This is a genomic window from Parapedobacter composti (assembly GCF_900112315.1).
GTDB classification, from domain to species: domain Bacteria; phylum Bacteroidota; class Bacteroidia; order Sphingobacteriales; family Sphingobacteriaceae; genus Parapedobacter; species Parapedobacter composti.
In genome coordinates this window covers 102,592-122,073 of the sequence record NZ_FOLL01000009.1, presented here as the reverse complement: position 1 = coordinate 122,073, position 19,482 = coordinate 102,592, and the positions used below count along the sequence as shown (strand labels likewise).

Genomic DNA, 19,482 nt, shown 5'->3' with positions numbered 1-19,482 from the left:
CATTTATAAATTTGATGCATGACCATCCATAAAGAAGGCTATACCTCTATCGCTATCACCTTGTTGGTTATTTTTGTGGCCAATGCCCTGGTTCATTACCTGATTCCGGATAATGAACTGGTTGTTTGGGGTGTGTATATTCTTTCGTTTTTGCTGTTTTTTACCGTTCTGCAGTTTTTCAGGAACCCGAAACGGACCATCATCACCGATGACAATATCGTCTTATGTCCTGCTGATGGACAAGTGGTGGTCATCGAAGAAACGGAGGAAACCGAATACTTTAACGATAAGCGCATCCAGGTATCCATTTTCATGTCGCCCGTGAACGTGCATATCAACCGTAATCCGGTGAGCGGCGAGGTTACGTTTTTCCGGTACCATCCTGGAAAATACCTGGTGGCATGGCACCCGAAGTCATCGGCACTTAATGAGCGGACCAGCATAGCGGTTCGTACAGCGCAAGGCAGGGAAATCTTATTCCGCCAGATTGCCGGCGCCCTGGCCCGGCGCATCGTTTGGTACGTGAAGGAGGGAGCAGCGGTTAAACAGGGCGAGGAATTTGGGTTTATCAAGTTCGGTTCTCGCGTGGACGTGTTTTTGCCATTGGATGCCAAAGTGGACGTGAAGATTGGGGATAAGGTTTCCGGCGGGCTAACGGTTCTTGGGCGTTTCGAATAATCAGTTACTGCGATGCGGTTTATTTTGCTCGTATTTATCAACGCCTTTGCGGTGGGCTTATCCATCGCTTGTATGAATTTTTATTTCCAGCAAAGCTGGGGATACTTTCTGATTACGCTGGCCATATCGTTTACCATCAGCTTTGTTGCATTTTATTACCTGTTTCAGCGGTATATTTATAATAAGATAAAGCTAATCTATAAGCTTATCCATAACCTCAAACTGGGAAAGGATCTCAAAGCGGCGCTGGGCGACCGGATGAGTGATGATCCCATCAATGATGTGGAACAGCAAGTGCGTGACTGGGCCAAGGAAAAAAAGAAGGAGATTGATACGCTGAAGGAACAGGAACGGTTCCGCCGGGAGTTTCTGGCCAATATTTCGCATGAATTCAAAACTCCGCTGTTTGCCATACAGGGCTATATTGATGCGCTGCAGGAAGGCATGGTGCAGGAGGACCCGGAGATGGCAGCCCAATTTCTGATGAAAGCCTCCCAGAATCTCGATAGGTTGACTTTCTTGATTAAGGATCTGGATGAGATATCCAAACTGGAAAGCGGGCAGATTCCCATCACCTACCAGAAATTTGATTTGGTGACACTGGTTAAGGAGGTTATGGAATCCATGGAAGATAAGGCAAAGAGCCATAACATTACGTTGGTATTTAAAGAAAAGTACCAGCATCCGATGATGGTGATGGCCGACAGGGAAAAGATTAGGCAGGTATTGGTGAACCTCATTGACAACTCATTGAAATATGGAAAAGCCAACGGGTGTACGGATATCCGGATATATGAGTTGTTTGAAACCGTTTTGGTGGAGGTGACCGACGATGGCATCGGTATTGAAGAAAAGAATCTTCCGCGGGTGTTTGAGCGGTTTTACCGGACGGACAAGAGCCGGTCGCGCAAGATAGGTGGCTCAGGCCTGGGGCTCGCCATCGTGAAACATATTATAGAGGCGCACGAACAGACCATCAACGTGCGCAGTACTGAAGGTTTGGGGACTACTTTTGCATTTACCCTGGAAAAGGTTAAGCCGTCGCTGTAGTAACCGGGCCGACAGGGCTTAACGGAGAACAGTTTGTTAGTTAACATTAAATTAACATTAACGTTGTATTTTTGCCTAAATTTCTATGTATGTCGCTCAACAGCATATTCCAATATTTCGTTCCTAAAGACAAGAAGTTTTTTCCGCTTTTTGAACAGGCAAGCAATAACCTGATAGACATGGCTAAGCTGCTGAAGGAACTGGTAAACCTTGCGGATGTTACCAAACGGAAGGACCTCTGCAGGAAGATTGAAGATCTGGAACATCGGGGCGACGATATTTCGCACCAGATACACCTGGAGTTGGGAAAAAACTTCATTACGCCGTTTGATCGGGAAGATATCCATACGTTAGCCAGCTCGTTGGACGACGTGGCTGACTTTATCCACGGCTCATCCAACCGGATAGAACTGTATAAGCTTGATCAGATTACTGACCCCATGATTGAGATGGCCGACCTTATTTTGGAGGCTACCGAGGACGTGGCGAAAGCTGTGCATGAACTGCGCAACCTGAAAAACATCCGGAACATCACGGACTCCTGCGTGCGCATCAATAGCATCGAAAACAAGGCCGATTATATCTTCGATAAAGCCGTGGGCGAGCTGTTTGAGTTTGAGAAGGATGCTATTGCACTGATTAAATACAAGGAAGTACTGTCTGCGATGGAAACCGCCACGGATAAATGCGAGGACGTGGCCAATGTGTTGGAAAGCATCTTAGTGAAAAACGCCTGATAATAACCGCACGCATAGCATGGTCACCACACTATTGGTTATTGTTATTATTCTCGCCATTGCATTTGACTACATCAATGGCTTCCACGATGCTGCCAATTCAATTGCGACGATTGTGTCCACAAAAGTACTGTCGCCTTTCCAGGCTGTGCTCTGGGCGGCGGCCTTCAACTTTGCTGCCTATTTTTATTTTACGGATCACAAGGTAGCCAACACCGTGGCCAAAACGGTGCTGGAGGAGTATATTACGCTGGAAGTTATATTCGCCGGGTTGATAGCTGCTATTGGCTGGAACCTATTTACCTGGTATTATGGAGTGCCATCAAGTTCTTCGCATACCTTGATCGGCGGATTTGCAGGTGCCGGGATGACACACGCTTTTATCCTGGGCGACAGTGTGCTGGGCGCTATCAATATCAATGCGACCTTGAAAATCATTTCGTTCATCGTGCTGGCTCCGCTGGTAGGTATGATTATCGCCATCATCATTACGTTGGTTATCATTAATATTGCCAAGCACGCCAGGCCTTCCGTGGCGGAATGGTGGTTCAAAAAGCTGCAACTGGTTTCTTCGGCTGCACTGAGTTTTGCGCATGGGGGCAACGATGCGCAGAAGGTAATGGGGATTATTTTTGTGGCTATGGTGGCGGGCGGCTACCTGCAGATTGATGATGCCATGCCGGAATGGATACCACTCACCTGTTATTCGGCAATCGCGTTGGGTACGATGAGCGGAGGATGGAAAATCGTGAAGACTATGGGGACCAAAATCACGAAGGTGACTGCACTGGAAGGCGTTGGAGCCGAAACGGCGGGCGCAGTTACACTGGGCATTACCGAGCACTTCGGTATTCCCGTTTCGACTACCCATACCATTACGGGGTCTATTATTGGTGTTGGCGTGGTGAAGCGGGTGTCTGCCGTGCGTTGGGGGGTTACCATTAGCTTATTATGGGCATGGATTCTTACGATTCCGGTGTCGGCGCTGTTAGCGGGGATAACGTTTTGTGTTATTCATTTTCTTTTTTAACGGGAAAGATAAAATATCTTCCTTTTTTTAGGAAACGCTGCAGATTATCTGTAGCTTTACGGCGTCCTTGCGGGACTGACCAATAAACTGGACAATAGCATCGGGAAATGTGGAACGGGATTGCGGGAGCTGCAAACAGTCTTTGGCAAGGCCGGAATAGTTACCAGTAGCTTAAGCGGATTTTTTGACGGGATGTGTGTAACTGATTGTATGGCAATAAAATATAGCGTTTGTTGGCCGTAAGAGGCACTGTTTTGGTGTTATTTTTTTTGAAAAATCACTAAAACGGGAAAAACTGGAATAGTATTTGCAAATGTTGCGTGAATCAAACTATTGGTTATTTTTGCGAAAAATTAGACAATTAAAAATTTTTAACCTTAAAAAAAACAAGAGTATGAATTATTCTACAATCAAAACGGCAGTTGCTTGTTCGCTGGTAGCAGCCTTAGGGTTGGCTGAGACGGCACAGGCACAGGAGCCGACTGTATTTGGAGGGAGATCTCAATACAGGACGTGGTCTATAGGTGTGAACGGAGGTGTTACCCTCCCTGCGGTAGTAACTGGTTATTCAAGCCCGTTTGGCGGTCAGGAAAATCTGTTCGATTATAACGTACGTGAATACTACGGAATTTCCCTGCGCAAGCAATTCTCTCACTTGTTTAGCTTGCAAGGTAATTTGAACCGTGGTCGTATTTTCGCAGCTAACCATGGAAGCGCTGGACCTGTTGCTGGTCGTGGTGCTACTCCGGGAAGCTTCGAATCTGCAGAAACCCAAGTTCAATTGGCTGGTAGCATTTCAGGTGTGTTCCAGTTGTTGACCATTGACTTCTTAAGAAGGGAAAATGCAGTTAACTTCTATGCCAGCGCTGGTTTCGGGTTGATGGCATATACGCCGACCAACTACACTGACCGTGACGGTAATTCAGGTGCTGCTACAGGCGAAGGTTCTTTTGGGCCTGATGGCGACCGCGATTACATCCTTGAGCGGTATATCCCGGTAGGTGTGGGTGTTAAATTCAAACTGTCTGACCGTGTAGCATTGGATTTGGGCCATACCATGAACTATACCGGTGGTAATAACCTTTACGGTTTGGTAGCGAATAATAACAGGACCGATAAGTTTTCTTACACCTATGCAGGTTTGGAATTCTCGTTGGGTTCTTCTTCAAAACCGGATTTGACTTGGCACAACCCTGTGTCTACCTTGTATGATGAGTTGAAAGATCCTTCATTGCGTAATGAGCTTGAAGCGTTGAAGCAACGTGTATCTACACTGGAAGGCCTTGTTGACGAGTTGAGCCGCGACGAAGATGGCGACGGCGTGTCTGACAAATTTGACAAATGCCCAGGTACGCCTGCCGGCACGCAAGTTGACGGTTCTGGATGCCCTATCAAATTCCCTGAGCCGCAAACACAAGCTGCTGCGTCTACGTACCAAAACATCCAGTTTGAATTTGATAGCTCTGTATTGAAGACTGAGTCTTACTCTACCCTTGACAAATTGTCTTCTGACCTGCGTCAAAGCGGTGGCAGCGTAACACTGGATGGACATGCATCTTCAGAAGGTACTGAGGCTTACAACTTGAACTTGTCAAGGGATCGCGCTAACTCTGTTAAACAATACTTGGTGAACTCTGGTGTTGACGCATCAAAGATTAATATCCAAGCATTTGGTGAGTCGGCTCCGATTGCTTCAAATGCGACTGAAGAAGGCCGTATCCTTAACCGTCGTGTTGAAATCAAAGTAAACCGTTAATCGGCTCCCAGAGGGAAAGATTATACGAAAAGAAGACGGCCAGCTCCCAGAGCTGGCCGTTTTTCGTTTATGGGGCCGTGACGGTGCCAAACTTTTTCGACTGTGAGGTGTTAGATAGGTAGGATATCAAAAAAGGAAAAAGTTATGAGCGATTTAAAATGGAAAGGTAACTGGAACGTTGTAAAGGGAAAAGTTAAGCAAGAGTATGCCGATTTGACCGATGACGATTTGATGTATGAAGAAGGCCAGGAAGATGAACTGATAGGTAGACTTCAACAACGGACAGGCAAAGCCCGGGATGAGGTGGTCGATTGGCTGAACAGCTTATAACTTGCTTAAGATTGAGGAGAGAAGCGTTACGGTATTGTCTGTAACGCTTTTCTTTTTAACTTAGCGCCATGGCTAAAAAACGCCCTTCGATTCTTGTCGTCAATGACGACGGTATAACCGCAACGGGGATTAAGGTATTGATTGAGGAAATGCAACAACTGGGGCAGGTAACCGTGGTGGCGCCCGAGGGGCCGCAGTCGGGCACCGGCCATGCCATTACGATTGGCAAGCCCCTGCGCATTGACCGTATCTATATCTATCCGGATGTGGAAATGTATAAGTGTTCTGGTACCCCTGTGGATTGCGTTAAACTGGCTGTAAACAAGGTGTTCAAAGGGCGAAAGCCTGATATTTGTGTGTCTGGCATTAATCACGGCCTGAACAACTCCATTAATGTTCTTTACTCCGGCACCATGTCTGCCGCGGTGGAAGGTGCTATAGAAGGCATTCCCTCCGTCGGTTTTTCGTATGACGACTTCGATTACGATGCCGATTTTTCGGCATGCAGACCGTTTGTGCGGGAGGTGGCTAAACAGGTGTTGGCGAACGGATTGCCTAAAGGGACGCTGCTCAATGTGAATTTTCCGAATGTGCCGCATATCAAGGGAGTAAAGATCTGCCGGCAAGCTGATGCCAAATGGGAAGAGGAGTTTGACGAGCGGACAGATCCCTACAACAGAAGCTATTATTGGCTTACGGGTGTGTTCAAACTGCGTGACAGGGGGGAAGATACCGATGTATGGGCGTTACAGAACGGCTACGCTTCTATCGTACCCGTACAGTTTGACATGACCGCCCACCATGCAATACCGGAGCTGAACTCCTGGAGTTTCGAAATTAGGTGAAAAGAAACACATTTATATTCGGCTGCGCCATCGGGGCAGTGGCTCCGGCCATAGCGCACCTGCTTACCCTATTTACCTCGTGGAATATGATGCTGGGGAATAAGCCGCTGAGCCTTTATGTCATTTCTGCGTTAATTAACCTGCTGTTGGTCCGCTTCTTCTACCGTAATGCGCTTGAACGGAGTGCCCGTGGCGTGGTTTTGATTACTTTTGTAGCTGCGTTGTTATTGATTTTTATAATGGACATCGGTATAATTCAGTAATGAGATGAAGCTCTCGTTAGGTTTTTCTCCCTGCCCCAATGATACGTTCATTTTCGATGCCTTTATCCATGGCAAGGTGGATACCGAAGGATTGGACGTTGAGGTCTACTACGAAGACGTGGAAACCCTGAACCAACGGGCGTTTCGGGGCGAACTGGACATCACCAAACTTAGCTATCATGCGTATGCGTATGCTGTGGAAGCATATGTGTTGCTTGATGCGGGAAGTGCCTTGGGGTTTGGTGTAGGTCCGCTGCTCATTTGCAAACGGCCGGAATTGGTGGAGTTGGTGGGTGGTGATGGGGGGGCGGTGATCGGGGGTCGGGGGTCGGGGGTCGGTGATCGGGGGTCGGTGGTCGGTGATCGGTGGTCGGTGATCGGTGATCGGGGGTCGGTGATCGGTGGTGAGCTGAGAGTGGGGATCCCGGGAAGATATACCACCGCGAATTTTCTGCTTGGGCTGGCCTTTCCGCAATTGAAAAACAAGACCGAACTGTTGTTTTCGGATATTGAGCAGGCGCTGCTTGACGGACAGATAGATCTCGGGCTGATTATTCATGAAAACCGGTTTACCTATCAAGACAAGGGGTTGCACAAGGTGATTGATTTGGGCGACTACTGGGAAAAAATGGCAGAGGCGCCGATTCCTCTGGGGGGAATCGTTGTCAAGCGTGAATTGCCGGATGACATCAAACGTAAAATAAACCGAGTGATCCGAAGAAGTGTGGAATTTGCGTTGGCGAATCCCGAATCGGGCCTGGAATTCATCCGCTTCCATGCTCAGGCAATGAGTGAAGCGGTGATGTACAAACATATTGAATTGTATGTTAATCGTTTTTCTGTTTCGCTGGGTGATGAAGGCCGGCGGGCGGTGCAGATTCTCTTTGACCGGGCCAGGGCGTTAAACCTTATTCCCCAAACCTCCAAGCAGCTTTTCCTGACCGCGTAATGTCTTGGATGCGCTGCTTCCCAGTTGCCAAAGATTAAGTTTCATAGATAGAAATGTAATGAGTAACTTTGTCCATTATGCCATATTGGCGGTAATGGGACTTTGGTGTCATTATTGACCATGGGTATGTGATTTAGTAAACGACAATCATGTTAACATTTTTAAGTAAAATATTCGGAAGCAAGTCTGAACGGGATATAAAGCATATTCAGCCGCTGGTAGAGAAAATTAAGGCGGAATATGCAAAATTGAACACCTTAACCAACGATCAACTTAGGGAGAAGACACAGGTATTTAAACAGCGCATAGCGGAGTATCTTAGTGATATCGACAAAGAGATTGCGGATCTGAAAGCTGAAGCCGAACAGGAAGGCGTTGATATGGCCGACAAAACCGCTATTTATGATAAAGTGGATAAGTTGGGCAAAGATAGGGACCAAAAGCTGGAAGAGGTATTGATGCAGTTGCTTCCAGAAGCATTTGCTGTGGTGAAGGAAACTGCACGCCGCTTTACTGAAAACCCGGAACTGGAGGTTACAGCATCGGATTTTGACCGTGAAATTGCTGCACAGAAGACGAATGTTCAGATTGTGGGCGATAAAGCCCTCTGGAAAAATACCTGGATGGCTGCAGGAACGGAGGTGACATGGAATATGGTACACTACGATGTGCAGCTTATCGGCGGTATTGTATTGCATGAAGGGAAAATTGCGGAAATGGCCACGGGTGAGGGTAAAACACTGGTGGGTACACTGCCGGCATACCTGAATGCATTATCCGGGCAGGGCGTACATATCGTAACGGTGAACGACTACCTGGCTCGGCGTGATGCCGAATGGAACGGGCCCTTGTTTGAGTTCCATGGCTTGCGGGTGGATTGCATAGACAAGCACCAGCCGAATTCGCCGGCCCGGCGCAATGCGTATACTGCTGATATCGTCTTCGGCACGAATAACGAATTTGGTTTCGACTATCTGCGTGATAACATGGCACAGGCGCCCGATGCGCTGGTGCAACGGAAACTGCATTTCGCCATGGTGGATGAAGTGGACTCGGTATTGATTGATGACGCCCGTACGCCATTGATCATCTCGGGCCCGGTACCGAAAGGTGACCAACACGAATTTTATGAACTGAAGCCACGTATCGAGCGGCTGGTGAATGCGCAGAAGGCCTTCATCAACGGCGTGCTCAATGAAGCTAAAAAGGCCATCGCCGCCGGAGATACAAGCACTGAGGGCGGCGGGCTCGCTTTGCTGCGTGCCCACCGGGGGTTACCCAAGAACAAGGCACTGATTAAGTTTCTCAGTGAAGGCAGCAACCGGCAGATCTTGGCCAAAACGGAAAATTACTACCTGCAGGAGCAAAGCAAAAACATGCCCAAGGTAGACGCTGAGCTATATTTTGTAATCGACGAGAAAAACAATCAGGTTGAACTTACCGAAAAAGGTATCGAACTCATCACCTCATCGGGCGAAGACCCCAATTTCTTTATCTTGCCTGATGTAGGTACGGAAGTGGCGGAGATTGAAAAATCCGATTTGAGTGCAGAGGAAAAGCTCGCAAAAAAGGAGGAACTGATGCGTGACTTCTCCGTTAAATCTGAGCGTATCCATTCTGTAAACCAATTGCTGAAGGCTTATACGCTGTTTGAACGGGATGACGAGTATATCATTGATGAGGGCAAGGTAAAGATTGTGGATGAACAGACCGGACGTATCATGGAAGGCCGCCGTTATTCCGATGGTTTGCATCAGGCCATTGAGGCGAAGGAAAACGTAAAGGTAGAGGATGCTACGCAGACCTACGCTACCATTACGTTGCAGAATTATTTCCGGATGTATCACAAACTGGCGGGGATGACCGGTACGGCCATTACCGAGGCCGGCGAATTTTGGCAGATCTATAAGCTGGATGTGGTTGAAATACCAACCAATGTACCCACAAAGCGCGAGGATCGCCATGACCTGATTTACCGCACCGCACGCGAAAAGTACAATGCGGTTGCGGATGAAATACAACGGCTTACTCAAGAAGGTCGACCTGTATTGGTGGGAACAACTTCCGTGGAGATATCGGAACTGTTAAGCCGGATGCTTAAACTCCGTGGCGTGAAACACAACGTGCTGAACGCCAAGTTGCACCAACGCGAGGCGGACATCGTTGCTGAAGCCGGGCAGGCCGGAACGGTTACCATTGCCACCAATATGGCGGGGCGGGGTACAGACATCAAGCTGGGCCCTGGGGTAAGAGAGGCCGGCGGATTGGCCATTATCGGTACAGAACGGCACGAATCGCGCCGGGTAGACCGGCAGCTGCGCGGACGGGCTGGACGGCAAGGTGACCCTGGTTCTTCCCAGTTTTTCGTATCGCTGGAAGATCCGTTGATGCGGCTGTTCGCCTCCGAGCGGATTTCCAACATCATGGTACGGATGGGGGTGAAAGAGGGCGAGGTAATGCAGCATAGCATGCTCACCAAATCCATTGAACGGGCGCAGAAAAAAGTAGAGGAGAATAACTTCGGCATACGGAAGCGCTTGTTGGAATACGACGACGTGATGAACTCGCAGCGTACCGTCATTTATGCCAAACGCAAGAATGCCCTGTTCGGTGACCGATTGGACGTTGATCTGAACAATACCATCTTCGATGTGGTAGAGGATGTGGTGGCCACCTACAAAGAATCGGGTACCTATGAAGACTTCCAGCTGGAGGTGATCCGTATATTCTCGCTGGATCCGGAAATTGACGCTGATGCATTTGCTCAGGGGAATATTGCCTCGCTGACCGACACCCTGTTCAATCAGGTGATTACATATTACCACGGAAAGGCCGAACGGATTGCGCAACAAACGTTGCCGGTACTGACGGACGTGTTTGCAACCAGGGGTGCCCAAATCGAAAACATCGTGGTGCCGTTTTCTGACGGGCTTCGGGGGATACAGGTTGCCACTAATTTGAAGAAGGCTGTGGAGTCTGGTGGCAAAGAGGTGTTCAAATCGTTCGAGAAAGGTGTCGTGCTGGCGTTGATTGATGAGGCTTGGAAAGAGCACCTGAGGGATATGGATGAGCTGAAGCAATCGGTACAAAATGCGGTATACGAGCAGAAAGACCCTATCATCATTTACAAGATGGAGGCATTTAACCTGTTCAAGCAGATGCTAATCAATATGAACAAAGACGTGGTTGGCTTTCTTTTCAAAGGAGAGATACCCAATCAGCAGCCGCAGGATGTGCGCGAGGCGAGGCCGTTGCCGCGCCAAGAAGCACGGGTAAAGACTTCTAAGCCGGAATTGGTAGCTTCAGGAGCAGCCGCGCCGGTGCCAGTGGAGGATACCCGCGAAATCCAACGCACACAACCCATCCGCAACGATCATAAAGTGGGACGAAATGACCCCTGCCCTTGCGGTAGTGGAAAGAAATATAAGAATTGTCACGGAGCATAATAGGGAGCGTTTAATAGGTAATAGCCATGGTTAAGAAAGGTTTTGGACTTGTTGGTTTGTTACTGTGCCTGGCGTGTTTGAGTGGATACGCCCAGCAGAAAGGCAGTGTGGAAATTGTGGCCGATCCGCTGATCGGCCTAATGCAACGGAACCGAATGGGAACCAATATCACGGCGACCGCTGATGCTAAACCGGTAGTTGATAAAAAAAATGCAACACGCATCGAAGCCATGGGATTCCGGGTTCAAATTTATTCCGGCCCAAGCCGTTCGGAAGCGTATGCCGAACAAGCACGCTTTAAAAAATTATATAAAGATATCGACACCTATGTGAGTTACGAACAACCGAATTACCGGGTAAAGGTAGGCGATTTCAGGAGCCGTACGGAAGCGCAACGTTTGATGCAGGGGCTGAAGAAACAATTCAACAACGTATTTATCTTCACCGAAAAGATCTTCGTATACCAGTAAGAACCATGTTAAAGGAAAGAATCAGCGCGTTGGCGAGCCAAGTTTACGATAATACGGTAGCAATAAGAAGGCATTTGCATCAACACCCCGAGTTGTCGTTTGAGGAATATCAAACGTCGGCCTTTGTAAGGGCCGAATTAGATAGTTTGGGTATTCCTTACCGGACGATGGCAAATACCGGCGTAGTGGCGCATATTCAGGGCGACCTACGTTCGGATCGGGTGATCGCTCTGCGTGCCGATATGGATGCGCTGCCTATCCAAGAAGTGGCTGGCCGTCCGTATGGTTCTATGAATGCCGGTGTAATGCATGCTTGCGGGCATGATGCGCATACGGCTTCGCTGTTAGGTACCGCACGTATCCTGCAGGCGTTAAAGGCAGACTTCGGCGGCACGGTAAAACTGATTTTTCAGCCCGGCGAAGAAAAGTTGCCTGGGGGAGCCAGCTTGATGATTAAGGAGGGAGTGCTGCAAAACCCTGCCCCCCAAGCTATCGTTGGTCAGCACGTGATGCCGCTAATACCCGCCGGTAAGGTAGGTTTCCGTGCAGGTAAGTACATGGCGTCTACCGATGAGCTCTACATCACGGTAAGTGGAAAGGGCGGCCATGGGGCGCAACCACAGCAGAACATCGACCCGGTAGTCATTACCGCCCATATTATTACGGCGTTGCAGCAAGTGGTAAGCCGTATGGCAGATCCGAAAATGCCCAGTGTATTGTCTATTGGAAAAGTAATTGCAAACGGAGCTACCAATGTGATACCGAATGAGGTTTACCTGGAAGGGACTTTCCGGACATTTGATGAGGACTGGCGTAAGGAAGCCCATGTACGGATGAAAAAGATGGCAATAGGCATCGCTGAAAGTATGGGGGGAGCGTGCGACTTCGAGGTGCGTGTGGGGTATCCGTTCCTTATCAATGAGGAGCAATTGACAGCTGAGGTGCGTGGTTTTGCCGAAGAGTTCTTGGGTAAGGAAAATGTGCTGGATCTTGACCTTTGGCTGGCAGCGGAGGATTTTGCCTATTATTCGCAAGAGACAGATGCCTGCTTCTATCGGTTGGGCACGGGTAGCCAGGCCAAAGGAATTACTTCAGCAGTGCATACCCCTACGTTTGACATTGACGAAGAAGCGTTGGCCCAAAGCACGGGATTGATGGCTTATATTGCCTTGCGGAAGCTGGGAAACTAACCGCCAATACCATGTCTTCACATCACATCGTACGGGAAGACCAAGAACCGGCTTTAGTTATCGAAGATATTCAGAGCATCCCCCCATCGTTGGTGGGGCAATTATTGGAATGGAGCCCTACTGTCATTGCCAATAAGAGCAGCTTTACGGTGGCTGCCGGCCGCGGAATAAAGGTGGATGTTCTGTTAACCAATGAACCGATAATGTCATTGCAGGATCATGTGTCCGTGTTTCCGTTGTCGGGTTCGTTTCTGGATGCGGCCATACGATATTTAATAGCCCAAGGGTATGGGGCAGCGAATATTCTTTCCGACCAGGCTGATCCGGTAGCATTGCTTCAATATGCCGATGCCATCAATGCCGCACTGTTGGGCCGCGGCAGACGGATATTCGTTGCCAGGTCCGGATTCAGTAAATGGAAAGCCCAAGGGGAGTCGATATACGTATATGGTAATGTACCGCATACCGTTGTAGGGCTGAAACCCCAGCAGGAGGGGCACTACATAACGGAAGCGGACGGGTTTTACTCCATTCGTTTTAAGGAAGGCCGCGGCGTAGTGGGGGAACAGTTATGAACGGGATAGCCATACGGACGGCGACAACAGGTGATGCGCCTATTATACACCGGTTGGCCCACGAAATCTGGTGGCCTGCATACAAGGAGCTCTTGCCACACGGCCAGATTGAGGTGATGCTTCATCATCTGTACTCCATAGCAGCGCTGGAAGAACAGATGGCATCCGGACAGGAGTTTGCTTTAGCCCTGCGCGAGGATATTTCCGTGGGTTTTATTGGCTTTCGCCCCAAGCCGTCTGCAACGGGCACCATGCGGATTGAAAAACTTTACATCCTGCCGGCTGAGCAAGGGAAAGGGACTGGAAAGCTGTTGATTAACCACGCCGCAGCCATCGCGCTTGCCGCCGGGATGCGTCTCCTGGAACTCAATGTGTATCGGCATAATCCCGCTCGGGCATTTTACGAGCGGCAAGGATTCGTGGTGGTTGAGACGGTTGAAATTCCTTTTCATGGTTATATTCTGGATGATTACGTAATGCAGAAGGCGCTCTAACCTTTTTTAGCGTAATTCCAAACAATGCTATCGTGATGATTGTCTCTTAACAGGGATGATAAACGAAAAGATAGTCACCATTTACCGCGAAGCACTGGCCCTGTTACAGGAACATCAGTGCGATTTCTTAATCGGCGGAGGATATGCGATTGTGCACTACACAGGTGTGCAGCGGGCAACTAAGGATTTAGATCTATTTTGCCAGGCGCAGGAATACCCGAAGATACTCAAATGCTTTGCAGATAAGGGGTACCGTACGGAATTGACCGACTCCCGTTGGTTAGCTAAAGTGTTTGATGGCGAGCATTTTATCGATATTATATTCGATACAGTAAATAACATCTGCAAGGTTGACGACACTTGGTTTGCGCATGCAGAAGAAGGCGACTTCTACGGTATACCTGTCAAATTTGTTCCGCCGGAGGAGCTGATTTGGTGTAAAATTTATGTGCAAAACCGTGAACGGAACGATAGCGCCGACATCAATCACCTGCTGCTGAAAGTGGGCCATCGGCTGGATTGGGCAAGGCTCTGGAAACGGTTGGATGCCCACTGGCACTTGCTGTTGGCGCAGTTGCTGATTTTCCAGTTTGTGTATCCGGCTGACTACCGGAACATCATACCGGATTGGTTGTTCCACGATCTGCTCAGCCGTGCAAAGGAACAGTATGATTTGCCGCCTTCGCTGGAAAAAGTTTGCAGGGGGCCGCTCATCGATCAGACACAATACGAAGTGGACATCAAAATTTGGAACTATAAAGCGTATACGATAAAGACAGTATAAGCGTGGAAAAGAAACAACTACGGATAGCAGCGATAGGCGATCTGCATGTACGGGAAACCGACCGCGGTAAGTGGAAAGATTATTTTGCGGTTATAGGCCAACGGGCGGATGTTTTGGTTATCGCGGGCGACATCACAGATACGGGCGATGAAGACGAAGCCATATTGTTGGCCGAGGAATTGAAAGGTGTTACCATTCCGCTGGTTGGTGTGTTAGGGAATCATGATTACGAAAAGGGGCGTCATAAGGCAATCAAAGAGGTGTTGCAGCAGGCCAATATGCAGGTGCTGGATGGTGAGTCGACAGTCATCAAAGGCATTGGATTTGCGGGTATCAAAGGATTTGGCGGCGGGTTTGGTCCGCGTATGTTATCCCGGTTCGGAGAAGACATGATGAAGGCGTTTGTGCAAGAAGCGGTGGATGAAGGGCTGAAGCTGGAACGCGCGTTATCCAGATTAGGTCAGCACGAAGGGGAAATCCGCAAAATTGCCATCATGCATTATGCGCCGATTACCGATACGATAACCGGTGAACCATTGGAAATTTATCCTTTTCTGGGTTCTTCCAGACTGCTGGAGCCGCTCCAGCGTACCGAAGTGATGGCCGTTTTCCATGGGCATGCGCATCGTGGACAATACGAGGGGCAAACACCCGAAGGCATCAAGGTATGGAACGTTTCATTGCCGGTATTGGCCAAACAGGGAATGGAATATCCATTCCACCTGATGGAGGTGGAGGTGAGCAGCCAAGAATCAGACAGGATACCCATCAAATAACGGTAATTACCCTGAAACTTGGGAATCCGTCTTATTTTTCCCATTTTTGGGATAAACAGCAATTCCGTTTTAATATAAACTGCTTAACGTATGGAAAAAAAACACGTCTACAACAGTGGAATTATCGGCAACTGCGCCTACCTTGCCCACGTCCAAACCGATACCAATATTTCGTGGCTGTGCTGGCCTTCTTTTGACAGTCCCTTTGTGTTTGGAAGCTTACTGGATACGCAAAAAGGTGGCCGCTTTGCTATACAGCCCGTGGGCGAGTTTACCAGTAAACAATATTATATCGAAAATACCAATGTATTACGGACCGAGATTACCACGGCGGACGGCAGTTACCGGATAACGGATTTTGCACCCCGGTTCAGGCAATACGAACGTTATTTCAAACCGCTGATGCTGATTCGAAAAATTGAACCGCTGGATAACAGGCCGCGTATCCGGGTGGTCTGTGAACCGGTAGGCGACTACGGCCGGCGTTCATTCGATAAGTTCCGGGGAAGTAACCATGTTACATTCAGCAATGGCGAAGAGCAGATGCGGCTAACGACGAATGTACCGGTGAGCCATTTTTTCGGTGAGGGGTCTTTTGTTTTGAGCGAAACCAAGTATTTGGTATTGACGTATGGCGAACCCCTCGAAGCACCGCTTGAACGTACGGTGGAGCATTTTCTGCGGGAAACGGTAGGATATTGGCGCACGTGGATCAGGCACGCGACGATTGCGCCTTTCCATCAGCAGGCGGTGATCCGCTCAGCACTGGCCTTGAAAATCCATCAGTATGAGGATACCGGCGCCATCATTGCCGCCAGTACCACCAGTCTCCCTGAGCACCCGGGCAGCGGGCGCAACTGGGATTACCGATTCTGTTGGCTACGGGATAGTTATTATGTGATAACGGCGTTGAATTATATTGGCCAGTTTGAGGAAATGGAGCTTTATGCCAACTACATTACCAATATCACCCACGCAGATGCCGGTAGGTTGCAGCCGCTTTATGGTATAAACGGCCAGCTAACGCTTACTGAACACATTCTTGATGACTTAGAAGGCTACCAGGGAAATAAACCTGTCCGGATTGGAAACCAAGCCTTTGAGCATATCCAAAACGATGTTTACGGCCAAGCCATGATTGCGTTGCTGCCGTTGTATACCGACTACCGTTTCGTGTTTAGGGAACGGTCTGACGCCGGGCGGTGGGTGGATTATATCCTGCGGAAAATCGAGAAAACCATTGATGAGAAAGATGCCGGTATATGGGAGTTCCGGAACTTTGCCAACCACCACTGTTACTCGAACCTTTTTCAGTGGGCCGGCAGTTCGGCAGCATGCAAAATCGGCCGGTTGATTGGCGATAAGCAATTGGTGGAGCGGGCTGAGGCGCTTATGGAGCGGGCAGCTTATTATATTGAAGCGTGCTATGATGCTGAACGGAAAGTATACACCAACGCAGTTGGAAGCAAGCATTTGGATGCCAGTACGTTACAATTGATTATGATGCATTACCTGGATCCGGCGTCGGAACGCGCAAAAAACCACCTTGCGGCATTGGAAGCCGAATTAAAAACCTCACAGGGGCTTTTTTACCGTTACCTGCATTTCGATGATTTCGGGTTGCCCAAATCGACCTTTCTGATTTGCGCTTTCTGGTATGTGGAGGCGTTGGCCTGCGTGGGGCGCCTTGATGAGGCCGTAGAAACTTTTGAAAAGCTGCTGACTTATGCCAACCACCTGATGTTATTCAGTGAAGATGTGGACGAAACCAACGGAAGCCAATGGGGGAATTTCCCCCAAGCGTACAGCCACGTGGGGCTGATGAATGCGGCTTACCGTATATCAATGAAACTGGATCGCCCGATTTTTATCGGTTAATGGCTCTGTGAGATAGTAACCAAATTGCGAAGCAAGCGCCTGACATCCTGTTGCTGTTTCAGGTAGTATTTGGCGGCTGACACTTCTGTGCCCACCTTGATGGTAAAGGCATCGGGAGGGAGTGCCTGGAAAGTATCTTCATCGGTGCGGTCATCACCAATGGAAAGGATGAAATCATACCGGTTCTCGTGGAGGATGTCCAAGGTAGCCCGGCCTTTGTTGACCTCGGCGCTGCGTATCTCCACCACCTTATCGCCATCGAGTAACTGCAGCCCGTATGCCGCGGAATAGTCACGCAGGCTATCTATTAATTCGTGCGCGCGCAATGCGCCCAAATCTCGCTGCACCCGGCGATAATGCCAAGCCAGCGAAAAACTCTTTTCTTCGACGAACGCTCCCGGTGTGCGGTCGGCATACGATTCCATCAGTGTACTTACCTCCTCCTTCCACGCGTTGGAAAGCCCACTTTTAAGGCGCCAGTCGGTACCGGGTTCCTTTGTCCAAACACCATGCTCTGCAACCAAACTGTATGGTCGGCCTTGGAACCATTTTTCGAGGGTACTATGCTTCCGGCCGCTAATAATGACCAGGTCGTTATGGATATCGGCTTCGAGTGCGTCAAGCAATTCGTAGAGTTCGTCATCAGGTGACGCCTTATCGATATCATCCTGAAAGCCCACCAACGTGCCGTCATAGTCCAGCAGCAGCAGCCTGCTGCTGGCATTGCGGTACCGGTTGACGATGTCGGCCTCTATACTGGTACCAACAAGCCGTGCCCGGGTAGCCGATTGTACGTTTTTTATTTCCTGTAGTCTACTCATAAATAATGCTGCCCAATGCTGTACATTAAACTTAAACACGATTTTGCGCATGGAGGCCATACGCCGTTTCATCTCCGCAGGAGGCATGTTTAGTGCCGTAAATAAGGCATTGCTAATATCATGGATATTATTGGGATTTACAATTAACGCGTCAATCAGTTCTTTGGCTGCACCAGCCATCTCACTCAGGACCAACACGCCGTTTTCATCGTTCCGGCTGGCGATATACTCTTTGCTGACCAGGTTCATTCCGTCGCGCATGGGTGTAACCAGACAGATGTCTGCGGCGTTGTATAGCGCAGCGATTTCCTCAACCGGATATCCGTGGTAGAAATAGGCAACGGGATACCAGTCGTACTGCCCGTATTGGCCATTGATATGGCCTACGACCCGATCTATCTGATCTTTCAGTTCGCGGTATTGGGGTACGGTATCCCGAGAGGGGACGACCACCATATAGAGCGTAACCTGTTTGTGGAATTGCGGATGCTGCTGCAGGAATAGTTCAAATGCTTCCAGCCGTTGCAGAATGCCCTTGCTGTAGTCAAGCCTATCGATCGAGAGTACGATTTTTTGTTCTTTGAAGGTTGCCTTTAGCTCTGACACACGTTTCAATACCCGTTCATCTGAAGACAAAGCCGAAAACCGCCTGCTGTCGATACCCATGGGAAACGGTTCAGCAAAGACCGTTCGATCTTCAACTTCAAGCCGGTTGGAATTGTTGTTGGTGGCCGTAAGGCGGGTGGCGGAACTGATGAAATGGCGGACATCGTCAAAGGTATGAAAACCCAACAGATCTGCCCCCAGCATACCTTGCAGCAACTCTCTGCGCCAAGGAATCAACCTGAAAAGCTCCTGGGAAGGGAAAGGGATGTGCTGGAAAAAGCCAATCGACGCGTCTGGAAGCGCTTCGCGAAGTAGCCCCGGTAGCAGTAATAATTGATAGTCATGTATCCAAATGGTATCTTCCGGATCAGCATGCTCAAGTACCACGTCGCGGAACTTTTCATTGACCCGCGTGTAAATTTCCCAATTGGTCAGGTCGTAATTGGCATAAGGTGGAATGTAGTGAAAAATGGGCCACAGTACTTCATTTGAAAAGCCTTCGTAGAACCCCTTGATTTCTCTGTCGCTCAAAAAAATCGGAACCAGCCGGCTTTCCTTCAATTTGGATCGGAAAAAGATTTGTTGCTCCTCGTCGTCAATGGAAACGCCCGGCCAGCCAATCCAACTGTTTTCACCTTGTGCATGGATGGAAGCGAGTCCGGTGGCCAGCCCGCCTTCACTGGGTTGCAAGGCATAGCCCTCACCTTCATCTTTGATCTTAATTGGCAGGCGGTTTGATACAATGATAGTTTTACTCACGTTACCTCAATTAGTATGGCCGCGCGCCATCCCGCATGTGGGCAA

18 protein-coding genes are annotated in these 19,482 nt (G+C 49.0%); 17 read left to right on the top strand and 1 reads right to left on the bottom strand.

All coding sequences use genetic code 11. The features are described from left to right. Positions 1 to 18 precede the first annotated feature (18 nt). The 17 genes from BM030_RS11155 (at position 19) to BM030_RS11075 (ending at position 17,251) form a co-directional block, all read left to right on the top strand. Positions 19 to 678: a phosphatidylserine decarboxylase family protein gene (locus tag BM030_RS11155; RefSeq protein ID WP_090973677.1), complete on the top strand. Its 660-nt coding sequence runs from the start codon at positions 19 to 21 to the stop codon at positions 676 to 678. Positions 679 to 690: 12 nt separating this feature from the next. Further along, complete coding sequence (locus tag BM030_RS11150; RefSeq protein WP_090973676.1) at positions 691 to 1,728, top strand: sensor histidine kinase; 1,038 nt, start codon at positions 691 to 693, stop codon at positions 1,726 to 1,728. A gap of 89 nt (positions 1,729 to 1,817) precedes the next feature. Continuing rightward, a complete protein-coding gene (locus BM030_RS11145; RefSeq protein WP_090973675.1) occupies positions 1,818 to 2,465 on the top strand; it encodes a DUF47 domain-containing protein in 648 nt (215 codons plus the stop codon). A gap of 19 nt (positions 2,466 to 2,484) precedes the next feature. Next, on the top strand, positions 2,485 to 3,495 hold the full coding sequence (locus BM030_RS11140; protein WP_090973674.1) for an inorganic phosphate transporter: 1,011 nt from the start codon (positions 2,485 to 2,487) through the stop codon (positions 3,493 to 3,495). A gap of 313 nt (positions 3,496 to 3,808) precedes the next feature. Next, on the top strand, positions 3,809 to 5,251 hold the full coding sequence (locus BM030_RS11135; RefSeq protein ID WP_397235660.1) for an OmpA family protein: 1,443 nt from the start codon (positions 3,809 to 3,811) through the stop codon (positions 5,249 to 5,251). Between the two features lie 144 nt (positions 5,252 to 5,395). Then, positions 5,396 to 5,581: a CsbD family protein gene (locus BM030_RS11130; protein ID WP_090973673.1), complete on the top strand. Its 186-nt coding sequence runs from the start codon at positions 5,396 to 5,398 to the stop codon at positions 5,579 to 5,581. A gap of 68 nt (positions 5,582 to 5,649) precedes the next feature. After that, on the top strand, positions 5,650 to 6,426 hold the full coding sequence (gene surE, locus BM030_RS11125) for a 5'/3'-nucleotidase SurE (protein WP_090973672.1): 777 nt from the start codon (positions 5,650 to 5,652) through the stop codon (positions 6,424 to 6,426). Continuing rightward, positions 6,423 to 6,689 carry a hypothetical protein gene (locus tag BM030_RS11120; protein ID WP_090973671.1) on the top strand — a complete coding sequence of 89 codons (267 nt, stop codon included), beginning with the start codon at positions 6,423 to 6,425 and terminating at the stop codon, positions 6,687 to 6,689. The genes surE and BM030_RS11120 overlap by 4 nt, the downstream gene beginning before the upstream one ends. Positions 6,690 to 6,693: 4 nt before the next feature. Next, complete coding sequence (locus tag BM030_RS11115) at positions 6,694 to 7,638, top strand: 1,4-dihydroxy-6-naphtoate synthase (protein WP_090973670.1); 945 nt, start codon at positions 6,694 to 6,696, stop codon at positions 7,636 to 7,638. Between the two features lie 149 nt (positions 7,639 to 7,787). Next, entirely contained in the window at positions 7,788 to 11,084 is a 3,297-nt protein-coding gene (secA, locus tag BM030_RS11110; protein WP_090973669.1) for a preprotein translocase subunit SecA, read from the top strand. Between the two features lie 26 nt (positions 11,085 to 11,110). Next, entirely contained in the window at positions 11,111 to 11,554 is a 444-nt protein-coding gene (locus BM030_RS11105; RefSeq protein ID WP_090973668.1) for an SPOR domain-containing protein, read from the top strand. Between the two features lie 5 nt (positions 11,555 to 11,559). After that, positions 11,560 to 12,744, top strand: a complete 1,185-nt coding sequence (locus BM030_RS11100) for a M20 metallopeptidase family protein (protein WP_090973667.1) — start codon at positions 11,560 to 11,562, stop codon at positions 12,742 to 12,744. An 11-nt stretch (positions 12,745 to 12,755) separates the two neighbouring features. Next, positions 12,756 to 13,319 (top strand): hypothetical protein, encoded by a 564-nt coding sequence (locus BM030_RS11095; protein ID WP_090973666.1) that lies wholly within the window; start codon positions 12,756 to 12,758, stop codon positions 13,317 to 13,319. Continuing rightward, positions 13,316 to 13,813, top strand: a complete 498-nt coding sequence (locus BM030_RS11090; protein WP_090973665.1) for a GNAT family N-acetyltransferase — start codon at positions 13,316 to 13,318, stop codon at positions 13,811 to 13,813. Before BM030_RS11095 ends, BM030_RS11090 begins: the two co-directional genes overlap by 4 nt. 55 nt (positions 13,814 to 13,868) lie before the next feature. Continuing rightward, positions 13,869 to 14,597, top strand: coding sequence for a nucleotidyltransferase (locus BM030_RS11085; protein ID WP_090973664.1), 729 nt, complete (start codon positions 13,869 to 13,871; stop codon positions 14,595 to 14,597). A gap of 2 nt (positions 14,598 to 14,599) precedes the next feature. Then, positions 14,600 to 15,373, top strand: coding sequence for a metallophosphoesterase family protein (locus BM030_RS11080; RefSeq protein ID WP_244518866.1), 774 nt, complete (start codon positions 14,600 to 14,602; stop codon positions 15,371 to 15,373). A 90-nt stretch (positions 15,374 to 15,463) separates the two neighbouring features. Continuing rightward, complete coding sequence (locus tag BM030_RS11075; RefSeq protein ID WP_090973662.1) at positions 15,464 to 17,251, top strand: glycoside hydrolase family 15 protein; 1,788 nt, start codon at positions 15,464 to 15,466, stop codon at positions 17,249 to 17,251. Here the strand turns inward: BM030_RS11075 and BM030_RS11070 are convergent. Then, positions 17,248 to 19,437, bottom strand: a complete 2,190-nt coding sequence (locus BM030_RS11070; RefSeq protein WP_090973661.1) for a bifunctional alpha,alpha-trehalose-phosphate synthase (UDP-forming)/trehalose-phosphatase — start codon at positions 19,435 to 19,437, stop codon at positions 17,248 to 17,250. The two genes, BM030_RS11075 and BM030_RS11070, sit on opposite strands and share 4 nt — an antisense overlap. Between the last annotated feature and the right edge of the window lie 45 nt (positions 19,438 to 19,482).

Excerpts from the sequence above, each read along its gene's own strand:
- BM030_RS11155 (WP_090973677.1), top strand. The coding sequence starts at position 19 with ATGACCATCCATAAAGAAGGCTATACCTCTATCGCTATCACCTTGTTG.
- BM030_RS11150 (WP_090973676.1), top strand. The coding sequence starts at position 691 with ATGCGGTTTATTTTGCTCGTATTTATCAACGCCTTTGCGGTGGGCTTA.
- BM030_RS11145 (WP_090973675.1), top strand. The coding sequence starts at position 1,818 with ATGTCGCTCAACAGCATATTCCAATATTTCGTTCCTAAAGACAAGAAG.
- BM030_RS11140 (WP_090973674.1), top strand. The coding sequence starts at position 2,485 with ATGGTCACCACACTATTGGTTATTGTTATTATTCTCGCCATTGCATTT.
- BM030_RS11135 (WP_397235660.1), top strand. The coding sequence starts at position 3,809 with ATGTTGCGTGAATCAAACTATTGGTTATTTTTGCGAAAAATTAGACAA.
- BM030_RS11130 (WP_090973673.1), top strand. The coding sequence starts at position 5,396 with ATGAGCGATTTAAAATGGAAAGGTAACTGGAACGTTGTAAAGGGAAAA.
- surE (WP_090973672.1), top strand. The coding sequence starts at position 5,650 with ATGGCTAAAAAACGCCCTTCGATTCTTGTCGTCAATGACGACGGTATA.
- BM030_RS11115 (WP_090973670.1), top strand. The coding sequence starts at position 6,694 with ATGAAGCTCTCGTTAGGTTTTTCTCCCTGCCCCAATGATACGTTCATT.
- secA (WP_090973669.1), top strand. The coding sequence starts at position 7,788 with ATGTTAACATTTTTAAGTAAAATATTCGGAAGCAAGTCTGAACGGGAT.
- BM030_RS11105 (WP_090973668.1), top strand. The coding sequence starts at position 11,111 with ATGGTTAAGAAAGGTTTTGGACTTGTTGGTTTGTTACTGTGCCTGGCG.
- BM030_RS11100 (WP_090973667.1), top strand. The coding sequence starts at position 11,560 with ATGTTAAAGGAAAGAATCAGCGCGTTGGCGAGCCAAGTTTACGATAAT.
- BM030_RS11095 (WP_090973666.1), top strand. The coding sequence starts at position 12,756 with ATGTCTTCACATCACATCGTACGGGAAGACCAAGAACCGGCTTTAGTT.
- BM030_RS11090 (WP_090973665.1), top strand. The coding sequence starts at position 13,316 with ATGAACGGGATAGCCATACGGACGGCGACAACAGGTGATGCGCCTATT.
- BM030_RS11085 (WP_090973664.1), top strand. The coding sequence starts at position 13,869 with ATGATAAACGAAAAGATAGTCACCATTTACCGCGAAGCACTGGCCCTG.
- BM030_RS11075 (WP_090973662.1), top strand. The coding sequence starts at position 15,464 with ATGGAAAAAAAACACGTCTACAACAGTGGAATTATCGGCAACTGCGCC.